Source organism: Pseudomonas sp. HMSC066A08 (assembly GCF_001813025.1).
Taxonomy (GTDB): domain Bacteria; phylum Pseudomonadota; class Gammaproteobacteria; order Pseudomonadales; family Pseudomonadaceae; genus Pseudomonas; species Pseudomonas aeruginosa.
In genome coordinates this window covers 40,764-60,504 of sequence record NZ_KV811252.1, presented here as the reverse complement: position 1 = coordinate 60,504, position 19,741 = coordinate 40,764, and the positions used below count along the sequence as shown (strand labels likewise).

General features: G+C 69.0%; 19 protein-coding genes. 12 read left to right on the top strand and 7 right to left on the bottom strand.

Annotation, left to right across the window (positions count from 1 at the left end):
* Positions 1-315: 315 nt before the first annotated feature.
* From dnaE2 to imuA, 3 genes are read right to left on the bottom strand one after another with little or no spacing between them, the layout of a single operon-like run.
* Complete coding sequence (gene dnaE2, locus HMPREF2886_RS03560) at positions 316-3,411, bottom strand: error-prone DNA polymerase (RefSeq protein WP_083318515.1); 3,096 nt, start codon at positions 3,409-3,411, stop codon at positions 316-318.
* Positions 3,387-4,802: a Y-family DNA polymerase gene (locus tag HMPREF2886_RS03555; RefSeq protein ID WP_033973139.1), complete on the bottom strand. Its 1,416-nt coding sequence runs from the start codon at positions 4,800-4,802 to the stop codon at positions 3,387-3,389. The genes dnaE2 and HMPREF2886_RS03555 overlap by 25 nt, the downstream gene beginning before the upstream one ends.
* A gap of 7 nt (positions 4,803-4,809) precedes the next feature.
* Positions 4,810-5,415: a translesion DNA synthesis-associated protein ImuA gene (imuA, locus tag HMPREF2886_RS03550; protein WP_371915120.1), complete on the bottom strand. Its 606-nt coding sequence runs from the start codon at positions 5,413-5,415 to the stop codon at positions 4,810-4,812.
* A 251-nt stretch (positions 5,416-5,666) separates the two neighbouring features.
* Between imuA and pigA the strand changes: the two genes are divergently transcribed.
* Positions 5,667-6,263, top strand: a complete 597-nt coding sequence (gene pigA, locus HMPREF2886_RS03545; protein WP_003085321.1) for a biliverdin-producing heme oxygenase PigA — start codon at positions 5,667-5,669, stop codon at positions 6,261-6,263.
* A gap of 115 nt (positions 6,264-6,378) precedes the next feature.
* Here the strand turns inward: pigA and HMPREF2886_RS03540 are convergent, their stop codons facing one another.
* Positions 6,379-6,699, bottom strand: coding sequence for a hypothetical protein (locus HMPREF2886_RS03540; RefSeq protein WP_033973136.1), 321 nt, complete (start codon positions 6,697-6,699; stop codon positions 6,379-6,381).
* 165 nt (positions 6,700-6,864) lie between these two features.
* On the opposite strand from HMPREF2886_RS03540, the gene vreA reads away from it, so the two are divergent.
* From vreA to vreR, 3 genes are all read left to right on the top strand, one after another.
* Positions 6,865-7,581: a TonB-dependent outer membrane receptor VreA gene (gene vreA, locus HMPREF2886_RS03535; protein WP_033973134.1), complete on the top strand. Its 717-nt coding sequence runs from the start codon at positions 6,865-6,867 to the stop codon at positions 7,579-7,581.
* Entirely contained in the window at positions 7,578-8,123 is a 546-nt protein-coding gene (vreI, locus tag HMPREF2886_RS03530; protein ID WP_003085329.1) for an RNA polymerase sigma factor VreI, read from the top strand. The genes vreA and vreI overlap by 4 nt, the downstream gene beginning before the upstream one ends.
* A 69-nt stretch (positions 8,124-8,192) precedes the next feature.
* Entirely contained in the window at positions 8,193-9,152 is a 960-nt protein-coding gene (gene vreR, locus HMPREF2886_RS03525) for an anti-sigma factor VreR (protein WP_033973133.1), read from the top strand.
* Positions 9,153-9,161: 9 nt separating this feature from the next.
* Here the strand turns inward: vreR and HMPREF2886_RS03520 are convergent, their stop codons facing one another.
* Positions 9,162-9,803, bottom strand: coding sequence for a PulJ/GspJ family protein (locus tag HMPREF2886_RS03520; RefSeq protein ID WP_070746800.1), 642 nt, complete (start codon positions 9,801-9,803; stop codon positions 9,162-9,164).
* Entirely contained in the window at positions 9,787-10,236 is a 450-nt protein-coding gene (gene gspH / locus HMPREF2886_RS03515) for a type II secretion system minor pseudopilin GspH (protein ID WP_033973130.1), read from the bottom strand. Before gspH ends, HMPREF2886_RS03520 begins: the two co-directional genes overlap by 17 nt.
* Before the next feature lie 147 nt (positions 10,237-10,383).
* Here gspH and HMPREF2886_RS03510 point away from each other — a divergent pair, with 147 nt between their 5' ends.
* Positions 10,384-10,815, top strand: a complete 432-nt coding sequence (locus tag HMPREF2886_RS03510; protein ID WP_033973128.1) for a type II secretion system protein N — start codon at positions 10,384-10,386, stop codon at positions 10,813-10,815.
* Positions 10,816-10,817: 2 nt separating this feature from the next.
* Here the strand turns inward: HMPREF2886_RS03510 and gspI are convergent, their stop codons facing one another.
* Positions 10,818-11,192, bottom strand: a complete 375-nt coding sequence (gene gspI, locus HMPREF2886_RS03505; protein ID WP_033973127.1) for a type II secretion system minor pseudopilin GspI — start codon at positions 11,190-11,192, stop codon at positions 10,818-10,820.
* Between the two features lie 233 nt (positions 11,193-11,425).
* On the opposite strand from gspI, the gene gspG reads away from it, so the two are divergent.
* From gspG to gspF, 7 genes are read left to right on the top strand one after another with little or no spacing between them, the layout of a single operon-like run.
* Positions 11,426-11,875, top strand: a complete 450-nt coding sequence (gene gspG, locus HMPREF2886_RS03500) for a type II secretion system major pseudopilin GspG (protein WP_033973125.1) — start codon at positions 11,426-11,428, stop codon at positions 11,873-11,875.
* 7 nt (positions 11,876-11,882) lie between these two features.
* Entirely contained in the window at positions 11,883-12,848 is a 966-nt protein-coding gene (gene gspK / locus HMPREF2886_RS03495) for a type II secretion system minor pseudopilin GspK (RefSeq protein WP_039027213.1), read from the top strand.
* Positions 12,845-14,056, top strand: a complete 1,212-nt coding sequence (gene gspL / locus HMPREF2886_RS03490) for a type II secretion system protein GspL (RefSeq protein WP_039027214.1) — start codon at positions 12,845-12,847, stop codon at positions 14,054-14,056. Before gspK ends, gspL begins: the two co-directional genes overlap by 4 nt.
* On the top strand, positions 14,043-14,636 hold the full coding sequence (locus HMPREF2886_RS03485) for a type II secretion system protein M (protein ID WP_039027215.1): 594 nt from the start codon (positions 14,043-14,045) through the stop codon (positions 14,634-14,636). Before gspL ends, HMPREF2886_RS03485 begins: the two co-directional genes overlap by 14 nt.
* Positions 14,633-17,044, top strand: a complete 2,412-nt coding sequence (gene gspD / locus HMPREF2886_RS03480; protein ID WP_033973121.1) for a type II secretion system secretin GspD — start codon at positions 14,633-14,635, stop codon at positions 17,042-17,044. Before HMPREF2886_RS03485 ends, gspD begins: the two co-directional genes overlap by 4 nt.
* Positions 17,041-18,450, top strand: a complete 1,410-nt coding sequence (gene gspE / locus HMPREF2886_RS03475) for a type II secretion system ATPase GspE (protein WP_070746798.1) — start codon at positions 17,041-17,043, stop codon at positions 18,448-18,450. Before gspD ends, gspE begins: the two co-directional genes overlap by 4 nt.
* Positions 18,450-19,664, top strand: coding sequence for a type II secretion system inner membrane protein GspF (gene gspF / locus HMPREF2886_RS03470; RefSeq protein ID WP_022579875.1), 1,215 nt, complete (start codon positions 18,450-18,452; stop codon positions 19,662-19,664). Before gspE ends, gspF begins: the two co-directional genes overlap by 1 nt.
* Positions 19,665-19,741 lie beyond the last annotated feature (77 nt).

Below are 19,741 nucleotides of genomic sequence, written 5' to 3'. Positions count from 1 at the left end.
TTTGCTTTTGCGCTCGGAAAAAGCGTGCTTGCTCTTCACCTTGCCGAAACCCTCCTGGCATGTCCTCTTTCGCGTCTAGCGTAGCGAGAGTCCGGGCGGATCCGCATAGCGCTGGCGCTCTTGCGCTCGCCGTACCGATCCCGATCCGCGGGCTAGAGCCTCGCTTCGAGGAGAAAGACAAAAGGTGGCTTCCGATGAAGGGAATCGCTTGATTTGCTGTATGAATAAACAGTATCTTGAGCGCTCCCCCCTTCGTGGCCATCCCTGTTGGCCATCCCAAGGCAGCTCGTTTCTCGAGCTGCCTTTTTCTTTGTCTCAATGGAAATCCCGGCTGCGGACGTCCAGGCCGGTGAGTAGAGAGGTCAGGTCATGCAGGCGCCCGGCGATGACGTGGCGCACCTCGCCGGAGGACTCCAGGATGCCCTCCACCTGCAGCAGCCGGGACTCGAGGAATGGCCGCCTCTGCCGTTCGGCGAGGTCGTGCCGGACCACCACGTTGACCATGCCGAACTCGTCCTCCAGGGTGATGAAGGTGATGCCGCTGGCGGTCTGTGGGCGCTGCCGGCCGACCACCAGGCCGGCGACCCGTATCGGTCGCCCATGGTCCAGTATCGCCAGTTCGCGGGAGTCGCGGCAGCGGCGGGCCTTGAGCTGTCCACGCAAGAGTTTCAGCGGATGCGGGCCGAGGGTGGTGCCGAGGAGAGCGTAATCGCTCAGCAGTTCCTCGCCACGCGAAGGCAGTGGCAGGCTGACCCTGGTCTCTTCAATGACGGTCCCTTCGGCGAACAGCGGCAATTGCGGCTCGACGCTGGCGACTGCCCAGCGTGCCTTGTGCCGGTGTCCGGCGAGGCCGCGCAGGGCGCCGGCATCGGCCAGCAATTCCAGGGCACGGGCATCGAGCCTGGCGCGTCGGCCGAGATCGTGCACGTCGACGAAAAGCCGGGCCTTCCGGGCCTGCTCGATACGCCTGGCATCCTCCTCGCGAAAGCCTCGGATCATCCGCAGGCCAAGGCGTATGGCCGGTTGCGCCTGGCCGAACGGCTCCAGGCTGCAATCCCAACCGCTGTGGCGGACATCCACCGGGCGTGTCTGCAGAGCGTGACGGCGGGCGTCCTGGAGCAGTTGGTCGGGGCTGTAGAAGCCCATCGGCCAACTGTTGATCAAGGCGCAGGCGAAGGCCGCCGGTTCATGGCGTTTCAACCAACTGCTGGCATAGGTGAGCAGGGCGAAGCTGGCGGCGTGGGATTCAGGGAAACCGTAGCTGCCGAAGCCTTTGATCTGTTCGAAGATGCGCGCTGCGAAGTCGGCCTCGTAGCCGTTGGCGAGCATGCCTCGGGTCAGCCGCTCGCGGTGGTGTTCCAGGCCGCCATGACGTTTCCAGGCGGCCATCGAGCGACGCAGTTCGTCCGCCTCGCCCGGCGTGTAGTCGGCGGCGACGATCGCCAGTTCCATGACCTGTTCCTGGAACAACGGGACGCCCAGGGTACGTTCGAAGACCTTCTCCAGTTCGGCCGATGGATAGGCCACCGGCTCTTCACCGTTTCGCCGGCGCAGATAGGGATGCACCATGTCTCCCTGGATCGGCCCTGGGCGGACGATGGCGACCTGGATCACCAGGTCGTAGAACTTCCGCGGGCGCAGGCGTGGCAGCATGGCCATCTGTGCGCGCGATTCGATCTGGAACACACCGATGGTATCGGCGCGGCCGATCATTTCGTAGGTGGCCGGGTCCTCGCTCGGGATACTGGCGATGCTCAACCGCTTGCCGCCGCGCAGCGCGTGGATCAGGTCGAAGCTGCGGCGCAGGGCGCTGAGCATGCCCAGGGCGAGGACGTCGACCTTGAGCAGGCCGACCGCGTCGAGATCGTCCTTGTCCCACTGGATCACCGTGCGCTCGGCCATGCTGGCATTCTCCACCGGGACCAGGGTGTCCAATGGCTGCTCGGAGATGACGAAGCCGCCGGGGTGCTGCGAGAGGTGGCGCGGGAAACCGATCAACTCGCCGGTCAGGGCCAGCACCCGGCGCAGGATCGGACTCTGCGGATCGAAGCCGGCCTCTTCCAGGCGTTCGGCGCTGGGGGCCCGGTCGCTCCAGCGGCCGCAGCAGTTGGCCAGGACGTCGACCTGCTCGGGTGGCAGACCCAGGGCCTTGGCTACGTCGCGCACCGCGCCGGCGCCGTGGTAGGTGCTGACCACCGCGGTCAGCGCCGCGCGCCGGCGTCCGTAGCGCGTGAAAACGTACTGGATGACCTCCTCGCGGCGCTCGTGTTCGAAATCCACGTCGATGTCCGGCGGTTCGTTGCGCTCGCGGGAAAGGAAGCGTTCGAACAGCAGGTTGGTCCGGTCCGGGTCCAGTTCGGTGATGCCGAGAGCGAAGCAGACTGCCGAATTGGCCGCCGAGCCGCGGCCCTGGCAAAGGATTTCCCGGCCCCGGGCGAAGGCGACGATGTCCTGCACGGTGAGGAAATAGCTTTCATAGCCCAGTTCGGCGATCAGCTCGAGTTCTCTCTCGATCTGCTTGCGGACCTTGGCACTCGCGCCGTTCGGCCAGCGCCTGGCGATGCCCTGTTCGGTGAGATGGCGGAGCCATGACGCCGGGTCGTGTCCGGCCGGTACCAATTCGCGTGGGTACTGGTATTTCAGCTGTTCCAGATCGAACCGGCAGCGTTCGGCGATCTTCAGGGTTTCCGCCAGCAGGGCTTGCGGGTAGATACCCTGCAGGGCCTCCAGGGTACGCAGGTGGCGCTCCCCGTTGGGGAAGAGATAGGCGCCGGCCTCGCTGACCGGCAGATGGTTGCGGATCGCTGTCATGCAGTCCTGCAGGGCTCGCCTGCCGCGGGCGTGCATGTGTACGTCGCCGCAGGCCACGGGCGGTAGCCGGAGATGCGAGGCGAGCGCGAGCAGTTTGTCCAGGCGGGTATCGTCATCGGCGCCGCGATGCAACTCGACGCCCAGCCAAAGGCGCTGGGGGAAGCGTTCGCGGAGCCAGGCAGCCTGCTCGTCCTCATGGTCGTTCGGCAACCAGATCGCCAACAGGCCGGCGAGCGGCTGTTGCAGGTCTTCGCGCAGCAGCCGGTAGTGGCCCTTGTCGGCTTGTCGCCGGCCGCGGGTGATGAGGCGACAGAGGTTCTGGTAGCCCTCCAGGTCCTCCGCCAGGAGAACCAGCTTGGGCCCCTGTTCGAGGCGGATCTCACTGCCGACGATCAGTTGTACCTGGTGCTCCCGCGCCGCCTGCCAGGCCCGCACGATACCGGCCAGGCTGCATTCGTCGGTGATCGCCAGGGCCCGATAGCCCAGGCGCGCTGCACGGGCGAAGAGTTCCGCGGCGCTGGAGGCACCGCGCTGGAAGCTGAAGTTGGACAGGCAATGCAGTTCGGCGTAGGCGCTCATGCGAACCAGCCATGTAGCCATAGCGGCCCTTCGCTGCCGACCTCGCGATAGACCCAGGCACGTTGTCCGTTGCGGGTTTCCACCAGGTAATAGTCGCGGCGGATGTCTTCGCCATCCCACCAGCCCGACTCGATCCGCTCCGGGCCGGCCAGCACGTTGGGCAAGGCCTCGCCGAGGGGGCGTGGCTCCGCCAGCAGCCAGCCGGGGCGGAGGCCGCAGGCTGCCGGCGATTGCGCCCTGTCGCAGCTGTGCGGCCGCCAGCTTCGCTCCGGACGGTGTTCGGCGACGGCGCTCAGGCCCTGTACCGCCTCGTCGCCCAGCCGCGCGCGCAGGCGTTCCCGCAGCTGTTCCCAGCCGAGATATTGCTGTGGGCGCTCGTCGAACAGTTCGCGGTGCTGCGGCGTGAAAGGAGGCAGCTCGCGGGCCTCCAGGCGCACGGCATGCACGGGGGCGGGCAGTTGCAACTGTTCGAGACGGCCGCGGGTCAGTTCGAAGAGCATGGCCGCCTCGCGTTCGGCGCTGAGCAGGCCGACCGTGACCTGGCTGTCGGCGCGCCCGTGATGCTCCAGGTGCAGGGTGAAGCGCTGCACGCCGCTGTCGCGTCCGGCGAGAAAGGCGGCGAGATCGGCGCTCAGCCGTCGCAGGGGGAAGAGCAGCGCCTGGTGCGATTCCACGTCGAAATTGAGTTCGATGCGCAGGTCGAAGGTGTCCGGCGGCCGGTAGTGCTCCAGCGCCAGTGGGCTGCGGCCGCAGAGGCGGTCGATGTGCAACAGCAGTTCGGCCGGGAAGCGACGCGCCAGGGCGGCGCGCGGCAACTCGAGGACCTGGCGCAGATGGCGCAGTCCCATGCGTCCGAGGGCGACGGCCAGCTCCCGCGAGAGTCCCAGACGGTCCAGCGGAAGGGCGGACAGCTGGCGTTGCAGCGCTGCCTCGTCCTCGATGGCCAGGCCGTCGTGGCTGTTCGCCAGGACCCTCGCCGCCACCGGGTTCGGCGCCAGGCACAGGCGATGGCGGAAGCCCAGCGCCGTGAGTTCCTTGCGCAAGCGGGCCTCGAAGCGTGGCCAGGGGCCGAACAGGGCAAGGCTGGACTGCACTTCCAGCAGCAGCGCACGCGGATAGTGCAGGCTGACCTGCGAGCTGAAACCGTAGGCCCAGGCGGCGAGGAAGGCCTGCCAGCGCTCCACGGCGGCGAGGTCGTATTCCGCCGTGGCGAAGTCCCGGCTCAGGGCCTGGGCGGCGATCAGCGATTGACCGGGCTTCAGGCCGAGCGCGCGTGCCGCTGGGTTGACCGCCTGCAACTGCCGGCGCTGCGCTGGGCCGCCGAGCAGCGCCAGCGGTGCGTCGGGATTGCTCCGTTGACGCTGCGCGCTGTCCATGGCCAGTTGCGGCAGGAGAATGCAAGCCCAGAGCATGGCCACCTCATTGCCAGGCGCTGGCCGGCAGGGTGGTCGCCGGCGCGAGGCCGCCCCGGCACTTGAGGATGCGCAGGCGTGGGGGGCGGGTTTCGATGCACAGGCGTAGCGCTGCCGGCGAAGGGTTGACCGCTTCGCGCAGGGGGCGATAGGCGAAACCCAGGGCCTGGCCGCTTTCGGCGGCGACCTGGAGGCGGCGCAGGGCGCGGTCGTCGGCCTGCTGCGGCCAGCACAGCACAGCGGCGCAACTGCCCGAGCGCAGGCACTGTTCGGCAGCCCACAAGGCGTCGCGTCCGCTGGCCTGCAACAGGACCAGATGGCGCAGGTCGACCGCGGCGGCCAGCCAGGCCTGCGGATAGGGTACGTAGGGTGCGCCGACCAGGACGACGCGACGTTGCGCCTGGGTCAGGCGAGCGATGGTCGGCATCAGTAGTTGCAGTTCGCCGACACCGTCGCGGGCATGGAGGATTTCGCTCAGGGCGTGTTCCGGCCAACCACCGCCCGGCAGCAGTGCGTCCAGGCGCGCATGTCCGGTGGGCAGGGAAGCGCCGGCCGGCACGGCGGACTGGCCTTTCCAGATTCTACGTGCGTCGAGCAGCGCACTCAGCGCTATGTCATTGCCTCGTCCGGCGACGGCCGCGGGTGGAGAGATGTCGGATACGGATGAAAGGGAGGCCAAGGAAATAACTCGAATACTGTATGTAAATACAGTATTTGCTGTAGTCCTTTTCTGGTCAATGGCAGTCGGTCGGCATCCTTTCATGTGACACTGAGATTCAATAACGAATATAATTGAGAATCGTTATTGATCCTGGGTGCGCTATATCGGCCCAGTGCGTTCCGTCCCTCGAAAGGAATTCCCCTATGGATACCCTGGCCCCTGAATCCACTCGGCAAAACCTGCGTTCGCAACGCCTCAACCTGCTGACCAACGAGCCGCACCAGCGCCTGGAGAGCCTGGTGAAGAGCAAGGAACCCTTCGCCAGCCGGGACAATTTCGCCCGCTTCGTCGCTGCCCAGTACCTCTTCCAGCATGACCTGGAGCCGCTTTATCGCAACGAAGCGCTGGCCCGCCTGTTCCCCGGCCTGGCTTCCCGCGCCCGCGACGACGCCGCTCGTGCAGACCTGGCGGACCTCGGCCATCCGGTGCCGGAGGGCGATCAGAGCGTGCGCGAGGCCGACCTGAGCCTCGCCGAGGCACTGGGCTGGCTGTTCGTTTCCGAAGGTTCGAAGCTGGGCGCTGCGTTCCTGTTCAAGAAAGCAGCCGCGCTCGAACTCGACGAGAACTTCGGCGCCCGCCATCTGGCCGAGCCGGAAGGCGGCCGCGCGCAAGGCTGGAAGAGCTTCGTGGCGATCCTCGACGGCATCGAGCTGAACGAGGAAGAAGAGCGCCTGGCCGCCAAGGGCGCCAGCGATGCCTTCAATCGTTTCGGCGACCTGCTGGAGCGTACCTTCGCCTGAGGCGTTCCTTGTCCTTTGATCGGCGGCCAACCTCGCCGACGACGATTGCCCCGGCCTGGTTGCCGGGGTTTTCTGTCTTGCGCCGCCGGCCAGGAGCGTCGACCTGCGGAGGCCCTCAGCGAGGCGGCCGCTGCGCTTCCACTGAGTTGCCGAACGAGGTGCCCAGGCGAATGCGCGTCGCCGATTGGTTGTACAGGCCGAGCTGGTTTGGCGGACGCCGGACGATGGCGGCGGAATCCAGCTCCTGCTCGCGGCGGGCCCTGGCCGCGCTGTCAGGATCGGTCATCTGCTGGCTCAGGCATTCATAGGACAAAGCCTGGTAGCCGTTGACCTCGGTGTTGATGCAGTTCGCCGGTGGCGTCGGCTCGTCGGCCAGGGTGGCGCTCATGGCCAGGCCCAGGATCAGGGCCGGCAGAACCTGCGATGAACGGTGCATGGCGATTCTCCCGCGCTGGGATGGTGGTTTCCCGCTTATACGGCAATCGGTGAAAACATGTCACCGCAGGTACCGTCACACCACAGTCACACAGTGCCATCAGGATGTCCCTCCTGGGTGATGGCCATCTGGCCTGCACCGGGTAGTTCGGACTGGAATCCGTTGATGTCGATCCTCGGGGTGGCAAGGTCGTGCGCAGTGTCGTTGCTCGGTCTCGGCATGCTGCTGCCGGCGTCCGGCGCCGTGCCGGGCGATGGCGGCAGGCCGCCGTTGCGCCTGGCGGTGCACGCGTTCGATATTCCTCCGCAGAGCCTGGCATCGGCGCTGGTGACCTACAGCGGGGTGACGGGAATGGCGGTTCTGGTGGATGGCGAGCTGGCCCGTGGACGGCGCTCGGCCCGCTTGCAGGGGCGCTTCACCGCCAGCGACGCCCTGACCCGACTGCTCGGCGGAACCGGCCTGATGGCGCGCTACACCAGCCAGGAAGCGTTCACCCTGCTGCCGGCGCAGGCCGTCAGGAACGCTGCGCCGCTGCCGGCAGAGATGCCGAAGGTCGAGCAGCCGCTGGATCGCCACTATGCGGGAGCGGTCCAGGCGGCTCTGGAAGAACAGTTGTGCCGCTCGCCGCGCACTCGTCCGGGTACCTATCGCGCGGTGCTGCAACTCTGGATCGGTCGCTTCGGCGAGGTTCGCCACAGTCGCCTGCTCGGTTCGACCGGCGACCCGCAGCGGGACAGCGCCCTGGTGGAAAGCCTGCGCGGCGTGCGGGTGATGCAGGCGACGCCCGCTACGCTGGCCCAGCCGCTGACCATCCTGTTGCTGCCGAAGACGACGGGCAAGGCCATGGAATGCAAGCTGACGGAGGGAGTGGGAGGGTCATGAGCGATTCGCGGCAAAGCGCGATGGTGAAGCTGTTCCTCGCCTCCTACGACGACTTCAAGGCGCGCCTGAAACGGCGCCTGGGCTCCGAGGACCTGGCGTGCGACGTGCTGCACGAAACCTACCTGAGAGTCGACCGGCTGGATGATGCCCTGGAGGTCAAGAAGCCCCAGGCCTACCTGTTCCGCATTGCCCTGAACATTGCCGCCGACCGCCGCGAGGGCGACGCCCGCCTGCTCACCGGGGAGGAGGTGGCGGAGCTGTTGCAGGTGGCCGACGAAGGCCTCGACCCGGAGCGCATCGTCGGCGGTCACGCCGAGATCCGTCGCCTGCTGGAGGCGCTCTGCGAACTGCCGGCGCGGCGCCGGCAGATCCTCATCGCCTCGCGCCTGGAGGAGACGCCGCATGCGGAAATCTCCCGTCGCTTCGGCATTTCCACCCGCACCGTGGAGAAGGAACTCAAGGCCGCCCTGTGGTTCTGCGCGGAGCGCCTGGAAAGAAAAGTCATCCAGAGGTTCGGTCCCGGGGCCGGAAAACCGTCATAAGCATAAGCAGGCGGAAAACCGCCGCCATATCCATCCCATGAGCCATTCCGGTGTCCGTACAGCACAGTCATGACAGCCTCAGACTCCGCCGCCGATGAAACCGGCGACCTTCGCCACGAAGCGCACGCCTGGGTGATCAGCCTGACCTCCGGACGCGTCACCCAGGGCGACGCGCGTGCCTTCCGCCAGTGGTGTGCGCGCAGCCCGCAACACCTGCGAGCGTTCGTCGAGGCGCGCGATCTCTGGCAGGCACTCGGCAGTGCCGCCGCTCTGCCGCTGGAACCGCCGGCCGTGGCGCAGATCGCGCCGAGGCGTTTCGGTCGTCGCTGGTTCGTCGGCGGTGCGCTGGCCGCCTCGGTGGCGTTGTTCGTCTTGCGCCCGTCGCTGCTCGACCATGGCCTGGGTGGCGCCGACTACGTCACGGCGGTCGGCGAGCAACGCCAGGTGCAGGTGAGCGGCGAGACGCGGATCGAGATGAACACCCGCACCCGCCTGAACGTGCGGCGCAATCAAGAGCAGCAGGAAACCATCGAACTGCTCGGCGGCGAGGCCGAGATCATCGCCAGCCACCCGCCGCAGAGCAGCCTGCGGGTGATGGCCGGGAGCGCCTGGCTGAGCGCCAGCCGGGCCCGCTTCAACGTGCGCAGCAGCGGTGACGTCTGCGTGGTGACCTGCCTGGAGGGCAGCGTGCGGCTCGAACACCTGGGCCTGCGGCTGGACCTCCAGGCCGGCCAGCAACTGACCTTCGACGAGCGACGCAACGGTCCGCCGGTGCCTTTCGACGTTGCGGAGGTGATGGCCTGGCGCGAGCGCATGCTGGTGTTCAACGACGTACCCTTGGCCACGGTGATCGACGAAATCAACCGCTACCGTCCCGGCATGCTCCTGCTGCTGGACAAGGCTCTTGGCCGACGCCGGGTCCAGGCCCGTTTCAGCCTCGACCAACTGGCCGACGTGGCGACCCTGATCCGCGATGCCTATGGCATCGAGGTCACCCGCCTGCCGGGCGGGGTGGTGCTGCTCGGCTGAGCCACTGCTTCATTGCAGGGCTACCACCCGTCGATAGCGCTCCACGCCGTTGCGGGTGATCCGCGCCAGGCTGATCTCCAGTCCACTGGCGCGGACTTTGCTGCGTGCCGGCAGGCGCGTCCAGCCCTTTCCCGGCACCCAGGCGCGGATCTCGAACCGACTCACGTCGTCCAGCACAGCTACCCGCTCCGCCAGCGGCGGCAACGGCAGGCGGTCGCCGCTTGGCGAGGCGGCGCGGTAGAGGACCTTGCCCTGTCGCCACCAGCGCACGCGCTGTAGCGGCGCGCCTGGCTCGGTACTGGCGCGGACGATGTCCAGGCGCAATGGAATCTCGCTCAGGCGCTTCAGTGCGAGTCCGGGCGGCAGGCTGTCGCCGGCCCGGATCGGCTCGTCGCCGATGGGCAGGCCGGTCTCCTCCCGGATGGCGCTGTGCAGGGCGATGTCGCGCTCCAACTGGTTCAGCGCGCGCAGTAGCGCGGCGCTCTGCTCGGTGCTGTCCTCCAGGTGCGCGCAGGCCCGGGCGATGCTGTCCAGGCCGCGCCAGGCCATCAGGCTGACGATGGCCATGAGCATGATCGCGACCATCACCTCGATCAGGGTGAAGCCGGCTTGCCGGCGCCGCGTCGTCGCGCGTTCAGCGTACCCGGACATGGCCGTTCGCCTCGCGCAGCACGGTGACGCTGTGTTGGCCGTCGGAGAGCGTTATCCGCAACGGCGCGCCGACCCATTCGGCGTCCAGCAACACCGGCCGCGGCGGGCGCACGCTGACCCGCAGCGGCGCGGCCTGCCAGTCGCGCGCGCGCAATTCGGTGTCGGCGGCGAAGGCGTCGGTCTTGCCGCGATAGGCCTGCGGGCTGAAGCGATAGCCCTTGGCGCTGGGCTGCCAGAGGATCGGCGTACCGCGTACCCGCGCTTCGCCCTGGGCTATTTCCAGCAACCGCGCCAGGCGCGCGGCATCCTGGCGCAGCAGGCCCGTCGGGTCGGGGCGGGCGCTCAGGCTGATGGCCGCCGTGGCGATGCCGACGATTACCAGCACCACCATCAGTTCGATCAGGGTGAAACCGCCTTGCCGGGGTCGCCTCACCGGATGCCGCTCCGCGAAGAGAGAGGTTTCCAGAGTGCCCGACGAAGATGATCGGCGTGTGAAACATAACGGAGAGAATTCCGCGCTAGGCTGGTGCCGGAGCGCCGTTCGTGGCGCCCGTCGCCCATACGCCAGGAGAGCCCCGCCATGCCGGCCATGCCCCGTATCGATCCGCCCCGCCTGGTCCAGTTCGCCGCCGTGCTGGCGATCCTCGCCGGCCTGCTGTTCTGGGGCTATCTGTTGCTGGCGCCGATTCCCGGCGTGGTCCAGGCCGAGGTCGCCGACGTTCCGCCGCCCAGCGTCGAGGACGCCGCTCAACGCTGGTTCGCGGCGCCTTCCGGTGAGGTCGAGGTGCAACTGGCGGGATTGATCAGCGGCGGTCCCGCGGCGATCGCCATCCTCTCGGTGAACGGCGCACCGGCCCAGGCCTATCGCGAGGGCGAGGTCCTGGCACGCGCGGCGAAGGTGCGGCGGATCGAGGCCGACGCGGTGCTCATCGAGCAGAACGGCGAGGTTCGCCGGGTGGCCATGCAGCGGCTCGCCGAACCGCCGCCGCTGGCTACCCTCAAGCGCGGTTGAGATCACCGGGAGCGGCTCAGCAGGGTGTTCAGGCGCGCCAGCGGCACCGCCTGTTCGCGCTGCGTGCGCACACGGATTTCCACCCACAGTAGCGCGGGGGCGTCGGTGGCCTCGACGCGTTGTTCGCAGTACAACCGCAGGCGGCCCTGGGAGCATTCGAAATCGCTGTTTCCCGGAGCCGCGCCGACGCCCAGGCGTAGCTCGGCGAGCCGGTTCTCCGCTGCCAGCAGGGCCAGCGACTTGTCGCGTAACAGACCGTTGCCGTCGGTCATCAGGCCCACCGCGCGAATCGCCGCGGCCAGGGCGATGGCGACGATGGCCAGCGCGACCAGCACTTCGATCAGGGTGAAACCGCGGGAAGACAGGCGCCTGGACATCGCGGGAAGGTCGGCGAAAGGGGACTTCCAGGCTAGCCGGGAAATCTGACCGATTCCTGACAAAAGCTCGGGAGGGCGCTCCCGCGAGCCATCCCCGGCGCCTGCCGGAAAGCCTGGCTCCAGGGCCTTGCGGGCGCCTCCGGAAGGGCGGCGCACCCGAGGATTTTCAATATCGTTGACATATCTTCCTGAAACAATCCGCGGCGAATCGAACCATGCCGAGGAGTGTCGAGATGGATGTCGTGCAGTTCAGCTCCAGCCCGAAAGGACATCGGGGACAGCGGGGCTTCACCCTGATCGAGATCATGGTGGTGGTGGTGATCCTCGGCATCCTCGCCGCGATGGTGGTGCCCAAGGTGCTCGACCGTCCCGACCAGGCCCGCGCCACCGCGGCACGCCAGGACATCTCCGGGCTGATGCAGGCGCTCAAGCTCTACCGCCTCGACCAGGGCCGCTATCCGAGCCAGGCGCAGGGGTTGAAGGTGCTCGCGGAGCGCCCTGCCGATGTCTCGGCGAGCAACTGGCGCTCGTACCTGGAACGCCTGCCCAACGACCCCTGGGGCAAGCCCTACCAGTACCTGAATCCCGGCGTGAACGGCGAGATCGACGTGTTCTCCCTCGGCGCCGACGGGCAGCCGGGCGGCGAGGGCATCAACGCCGACATCGGCTCCTGGCAGCTCTGAGCGCGCCATGAACGGTCGTCGCCAGCGCGGCATGGCGATCATCAGCGCGCTGCTGATCGTCACCGTGGTCGCGGTCATAGCCGCCGGCCTGATCGCCCGCCAGAGCGCATTCATCCGCGCCCTGGAAAGCGAGCAGCTGCGCATCCAGGCCGGCTGGATGCTGCGCGGCGGCCTGGAATGGAGCCGCCAGTTGCTGCTCGAGGACAGCCGCCGCGACCCGCTGACCCGCCTCGACCAGCGCTGGGCGCAACCGATGCGTGGCTTGCGTCTGAGCAGCGCCGAATTGCCGTTCAACGGCCAACTGGAAGACGAGCAGGGCAAGTTCAACCTGCGCAACCTGTTGGTTGACCAGCGCCCCGATCTCCAGGCGCGAGCGAACTTCGAACGCCTCGCCGGTCTGCTCGGCGTGCGCCCGAAGGAGACGCGGCTGATCGTCGAGCGGGTACTCGATTCCTATGCACGGCTGCCCGCCGAAGCGCCGCCGGCCGATACGCAACCCGCAGGCTTCGACAGCGGCCGCGAGACTTCGCCGGGCGCCGTGTTGCGTGTGCTTCCGGCACGCATGCCTGCGCTCAGGCGTCTCGACGACCTGGCGCGGCTGGGCATTCCGCCGGCGACCCTGGAACGCCTGCGGCCCTACGTCACCATCCTGCCCGAAACCACCTGGATCAACGGCAATACCGCACGCGCCGAAGTGCTCGCCGCCTGCGTCCCGGGGCTCGGCCTGGAGCAGGCGCGGCGGGTGCTCGGCGAGCGCGACCGGGGCCGCTGGTTCCTCAATCGCGGCGACTTCGTCAACCGCCTGAACATGCCGCAATTGCAGGCGCAGTCGGTGAAGGTCGGGATCACCAGCGACTGGTTCCTGCTCACCGCCTATGCCCGGCGCGACCGGCAAGAGGTGCGCCTGCAGGCCTTGGTACAGCGCAAGGCCGGCGAAAGCACGGCGGTCAACTGGATGAGGGTGGGCTCATGAAAGCCGCCTGGCGTTGCCTGCTGCCGCCGCTGAGCGAGTTCGCCGAGGCGGCGCCGCTGCATTGTTTGCGCCTGGATGCGCGCGGCGCGGTGCAGGAACGAATCGAAGCCTCGCTCGCGGAACTGGCGCGGCGGCGCCAGGGATTGCCCGTGGCGCTGTTCCTGCATCCGCGCGATTGCCGCCTGGTCAGTCTCGAACTGCCGGCGCTGCCTGCGGCGAAGCTCGCCGCCGCGGTGAACTGCGCGGCCGAGGCGCTGGTCCTCGGCGATCCGGCGCAGCTACGCCTGGCCCACGGCCCGCGCGGCGCCGACGGGCGCCTGACCTTGGGGTGGCTGGAGGCGTCGGCGCTGGCCTCGCTGGAGCAGGCCGTACAGCGGCTGCGGCTCGATGTGCGGGAGGTGCAGGCCGCGCCGTTCCTCCTGCCGTTGCGCGATGACGGTTGGGTGGCCGGCGAGTGGGACGGCCATCTGCTGTTGCGCCGCTCGCTGAGCGACGCTGCGGTCCATCCCTTGCCGGAGCAGGGCCTCGCTGAGGTCCCGCAGGAGTTGCGGCTGTTCTGGCTGGGCGAGCGGCCGGCGTGGCGCTCCGCAGCCCTGGAGCGGGCCGAGGCGCTGGACGAAGCGCTGCGCTGGAGCGGGCCCGCCAGTCCGTGGGGATTGGTGCTGAAATCGCCGGCGACGAGCGCCGGCAACGGCACCTGGAAGATGCCCCTGGTCTGCGCAGCCCTGGCCTTGCTGGTGTGGGTCGCCGGCCTGAACCTGTACGCCGGGCAACTGGCCGGGCAGGGCCAGTCCTTGCAGCGGCAGAGCAGTCAACGCGTGCAGCAGGCCTTCCCGGAACTGTCGGTGGTGCTCGATCCGCTGCGCCAGGCTCGCGAGCGACGCGACGCCTATCTGGCCGGCAAGGCCGATGGCGATGCCGTACCGGGACTGGCCGCGCTGCTGCATGGCGCCGGCGAGGCGATGCCGTTCCTCGCCGGGCGCCTGCAACGACTGCACTACCACGCCGGCGAACTGGACCTGGAGCTGCTGCCGGGACCGCCAGGCGGCGATGCCGCAGCCTGGCAGGGCGAGTTGGGCAAGCACGGGTTGCAGGCCGATGCCTCCGACCAGGGCTGGCAGGTACGGGCCGCGGAAACTCCGCCAGCGCCGGCCGCTGGCGCGGCAGACAGTGGCGCTGCCGAGGCGGCTGCCGATGAAGATGAATAAGCGCCTGGCGGGCCTGCTGAATACCCCGGCGCAGCGCTGGAGTCCCCTGCTGCTGCGGCTGCAGGCCTACTGGCGGCAACTGGCGCCGCGCGAGCGCAAGATTCTCGCCGGCGGTGGCCTGGCGCTATGCCTGGCGCTGACCTGGCAAGTGTTCATCGATCCGCCGCTGGCGCGGATCGAGCATTGGCAGGCCGAGCTGCCGCGTCTGCGTGCGCAGGCCGCGGCGGTGGACGGTGTGTTGCACGAGGTCGAGGCGTTGCGCGGTCCGACCCTGAGCGGTACGGCGGACGCCGAGGCGATCCGTTGCAGCCTGCGCGATCAGGGACTCGACGGTTTCCAACTGAACGCCCCGCAACCGGGCCAATGGCAACTGGACTTCGCCGGCGTGTCCGGCGAGGCCTTGCTGCGCTGGCTGGCGCGTAGCCCGGCAGCGTTGCGCCTGAGCGTCAGCGAGGCGCAGGTGACGCGTCTCGACGCTCCTTCCGAGGAGCGCTCCGGCTCTTCGAACGAGCCGTCCGGCGGGCTGGTGTCCGCCTCGATCCATTTGCAGTCGACTTCCGCTCCCAAGGATTCCCCATGAGGCAATCAGCTTTCCACCATGCCCGGCGTCGTTGGCCTGTACTGGGCGTGGCGCTGGGCGCGCTGCTGGTCGCGGCGTGTAGCGAGACGCCGAAGGTCCCCGGCGTGCCCCCGGCCGACGAGGAAGTCGGCCGGCCGCTGAGCAGTGTCCGCTCCGGTGCGCCGTTGCGCAGCGCCGACGTTCGCGAGCGGCCCCAGGCCGAGCAGGCTCGTCGCGCGCTGAGTGCCGGGCGCGGCGTAGCGCGCTCCGGTGCCGTGGCTCCGGTCTCAGCGACAGCGGCCGAACTCGGCGAGCAGCCGGTCAGCCTGAATTTCGTCGATACCGAGGTGGAAGCGGTGGTGCGCGCACTGTCGCGCGCCACCGGCCGGCAGTTCCTGGTCGACCCGCGGGTGAAGGGCAAGCTGACCCTGGTTTCCGAAGGCCAGGTGCCGGCGCGCACCGCCTACCGCATGCTCACCAGCGCCCTGCGCATGCAGGGCTTCAGCGTGGTCGACGTCGACGGGGTCAGCCAGGTGGTGCCGGAGGCCGACGCCAAGCTGCTCGGCGGGCCGGTCTACGGCGCCGACCGCCCGGCGGCCAACGGCATGGTCACGCGGACCTTCCGCCTGCGCTACGAGAACGCGGTGAACCTGATCCCGGTGCTGCGCCCGATCGTCGCGCAGAACAACCCGATCAATGCCTATCCGGGGAACAACACCGTGGTGGTCACCGACTATGCGGAAAACCTCGACCGGGTCGCCGGGATCATCGCCAGCATCGACATCCCCAGCGCCAGCGACACCGACGTGGTGCCGATCCAGAACGGCATCGCGGTGGACATCGCCAGCACCGTCTCCGAGCTGCTCGACAGCCAGGGCAGCGGCGGTGCCGAGCAGGGCCAGAAGACCGTGGTGCTCGCCGACCCACGCTCCAACAGCATCGTGATCCGCTCGCCGAGCCCCGAGCGCACGCAATTGGCGCGCGACCTGATCGGCAAGCTGGACAGCGTGCAAAGCAATCCCGGCAACCTCCATGTGGTCTACTTGCGCAACGCCCAGGCGACCCGCCTGGCCCAGGCCCTGCGCGGGCTGATCACCGGCGACAGCGGCGGCGAGGGCAACGAGGGCGACCAGCAGCGCGCGCGCCTGAGCGGCGGCGGCATGCTCGGTGGCGGCAACAGCGGTACTGGTAGCCAGGGCCTGGGAACCAGCGGCAATACCACGGGCAGCGGTTCCAGCGGGTTGGGCGGCAGCAACCGCAGCGGCGGCGCCTACGGTGCGATGGGCAGCGGCCAGGGCGGCGCCGGACCCGGTGCGATGGGCGAGGAGAACTCGGCGTTCTCCGCCGGCGGGGTCACCGTGCAGGCCGACGCCACCACCAACACCCTGCTGATTTCCGCACCCGAGCCGTTGTACCGCAACCTCCGCGAAGTCATCGACCTGCTCGACCAGCGCCGCGCCCAGGTGGTGATCGAAAGTCTGATCGTCGAGGTCAGCGAAGACGACTCCAGCGAGTTCGGCATCCAGTGGCAGGCCGGCAACCTCGGCGGCAACGGCGTGTTCGGCGGGGTCAACTTCGGCCAGTCGGCGCTGAACACGGCCGGCAAGAACACCATCGACGTGTTGCCCAAGGGGCTCAACATCGGCCTGGTGGATGGCACCGTGGACATCCCCGGGATCGGCAAGATCCTCGACCTCAAGGTGCTCGCCCGGGCGCTGAAGAGCCGCGGCGGCACCAACGTCCTGTCGACCCCGAACCTGCTGACCCTGGACAACGAGTCGGCGAGCATCATGGTCGGCCAGACCATACCCTTCGTCAGCGGCCAGTACGTCACCGACGGAGGCGGTACCAGCAACAACCCGTTCCAGACCATCCAGCGCGAGGACGTCGGCCTGAAGCTGAACATCCGCCCGCAGATCTCCGAGGGCGGCACGGTCAAGCTCGACGTCTACCAGGAGGTCAGCAGCGTCGACGAGCGCGCCAGCACCGCCGCCGGGGTGGTCACCAACAAGCGCGCGATCGACACCAGCATCCTCCTCGACGACGGCCAGATCATGGTCCTCGGCGGCCTGTTGCAGGACAACGTGCAGGACAACACCGACGGCGTTCCCGGACTCTCCAGCCTCCCCGGCGTCGGCTCGCTGTTCCGCTACCAGAAGCGCTCGCGGAGCAAGACCAACCTGATGGTCTTCCTGCGTCCCTACATCGTCCGCGACGCCGCTGCCGGCCGCAGCATCACCCTCAACCGCTACGATTTCATCCGCCGCGCCCAGCAGCGCGTGCAGCCGCGCCACGACTGGAGCGTCGGCGACATGCAGGCTCCGGTGCTGCCGCCGGCGCAGCAGGGCATCCCGCAGGCCGCCTACGACTTGCGCCCGAGTCCGCGGCCGCTGCGCGCGGTACCCCTCGGCGAGGCGCCGCCGCTATGAGCCTGCTGCCCTACGCCTGGGCCAAGGCGCAGCGCGCCTTGCTGCGGCCGGGCGAGCATGGCGCGACCCTGCTGGTCAGCCCGCGTACGCCCGGCTGGGCGATCAGCGAGGTGCGCCAGCGGCATGCGCTGGCCAGCCTGGAGAGCGTCCGCGACGACGAACTCGACACCCTGCTGGCCAGCGCCTACTCCGATACCGGCAGCGCCGCGGCGGTGGTCGGCGCGGCGGAGAGCGAAGTCGACCTCGACCGCCTGATGGACGATATCCCCGAGGTCACCGATCTGCTCGACACCCAGGATGGCGCGCCGGTGATCCGCATGATCAACGCGCTGCTGACCCAGGCGGCGCGCGACGAGGCCAGCGACATCCACATCGAGCCCTTCGAGACCCATTCGGTGGTGCGCTACCGCGTCGACGGCGCCCTGCGCGACGTGGTCGCGCCGCGCAAGGCGCTGCACGCGGCGCTGGTGTCGCGGATCAAGATCATGGCGCAGCTGGATATCGCCGAGAAACGCCTGCCCCAGGACGGCCGCATCGCCTTGCGGGTAGCCGGGCGGCCGATCGATATTCGCGTCTCCACCGTGCCCACCGGCCACGGCGAACGGGTGGTGATGCGCCTGCTGGACAAGCAGGCCGGACGCCTGAGGCTGGAGACCCTGGGCATGGCCCCGGGCGTACTGGCGCCGCTGGATAACCTGATCCGCCAGCCGCACGGTATCGTGCTGGTCACCGGGCCCACCGGCAGCGGCAAGACCACCACCCTCTACGCCGCGCTGGCACGGCTCGACGCCAGCACCAGCAATATCCTCACCGTCGAGGACCCGGTGGAGTACGACCTGCCGGGGATCAGCCAGATCCAGGTCAACGCGCGCATCGACATGACCTTCGCCGTAGCCCTGCGGGCGATCCTCCGGCAGGACCCGGACATCATCATGATCGGCGAGATCCGCGACCTGGAGACCGCGCAGATCGCCGTGCAGGCCTCGCTCACCGGACACCTGGTGCTGGCCACGCTGCACACCAACGACGCGGTGTCGGCGGTGACGCGGCTGGTGGACATGGGGGTCGAGCCGTTCCTGCTCGCCTCGTCGATGCTTGGCGTACTCGCCCAGCGCCTGGTGCGGCGCCTGTGCACGCACTGCCGGGTCGAAGAGGACGGCGGCTGGCGCTCGGTCGGCTGTCCGGCTTGCAACCAGACCGGCTACAGCGGGCGCACCGGCATCCACGAGCTGTTCGTGATCGACGACGAGATCCGCCGCCTGGTCCACCAGGGCCGCGCCGAGCAGGATCTCCGCGAAGCCGCCCGCGCCGCCGGCATGCGCAGCATGCGCGAGGACGGCGAGCGCTGGATCGCCAGCGGCTCCACCACCCTGGAGGAAATCCTCCGCGTGACCCGGGACGCCTGATGCAGACCTTCCGCTACGAAGCCGCCGACGCCCAGGGCCGGATCGAGACCGGCACCCTGGAGGCGGACAGCCAGCGTGGCGCCCTCGGCCAACTGCGCGCCCGTGGCCTGACCCCGCTGGAGGTCCGCGAACAGGCTGGTGGCGGGGCCGGGCAAGGGGCGGGCGCGCTGTTCGCCCCGCGCCTGTCCGACGGCGACCTGGCCTGGGCCACCCGCCAGCTGGCCAGCCTGCTGGCCGCCAGCCTGCCGCTGGAGGCGGCGCTGAGCGCCACCCTCGACCAGGCCGAGCGCAAGCACATCGCCCAGACCCTGAGCGCCGTGCGCAGCGACGTGCGCGGCGGCATGCGCCTGGCCGACGCCCTGGCCGCACGGCCGCGGGACTTCCCGGAAATCTACCGGGCGCTGGTGGCGGCGGGCGAGGAGTCCGGCGACCTGGCCCAGGTGATGGAGCGCCTGGCCGACTACATCGAGGAACGCAACGCCCTGCGCGGCAAGATCCTCACCGCGTTCATCTACCCGGCGGTGGTCGGCGTGGTCTCCATCGGCATCGTCATCTTCCTCCTCGGCTACGTGGTGCCGCAGGTGGTCAGCGCCTTCTCCCAGGCGCGCCAGGACCTGCCGGCGCTGACCCGGGCGATGCTCCAGGCCAGCGACTTCGTGCGCGCCTGGGGCTGGCTCTGCGCCGGCGCCATCGGTGGCGCTTACTGGGGCTGGCGCTTGTACCTGCGCGACCCGCAGGCGCGGCTCGGCTGGCACCGGCGAGTGCTGCGCCTGCCTCTGCTCGGACGCTTCGTGCTCGGGGTGAATACCGCGCGCTTCGCCTCCACCCTGGCGATCCTCGGCAGCGCCGGCGTACCGCTGCTGCGCGCGCTCGACGCGGCGCGCCAGACGCTGGCCAACGACTGCCTCGCGCAGGCGGTGGAGGAGGCCACCGCGCAGGTTCGCGAAGGTGTCTCGCTGGCCTCGGCGCTGCGCACGCGGCAGGTGTTCCCGCCGATCCTCACCCACCTGATCGCCAGCGGCGAGAAGACCGGCGCGCTGCCGCCGATGCTCGACCGCGCGGCGCAGACCCTGTCGCGCGACATCGAGCGCCGCGCCATGGGCATGACCGCGCTACTCGAGCCGCTGATGATCGTGGTCATGGGCGGGGTGGTGCTGACCATCGTGATGGCGGTGCTGATGCCGATCATCGAGATGAACCAGTTGGTCCAGTAGTCCGGGCTCGAACAAGCCATTCCCGTGCTGGGCGGTTAACCGCTCCCGGCCATCCGCCGTGGAGGCGGGAGCGTCTC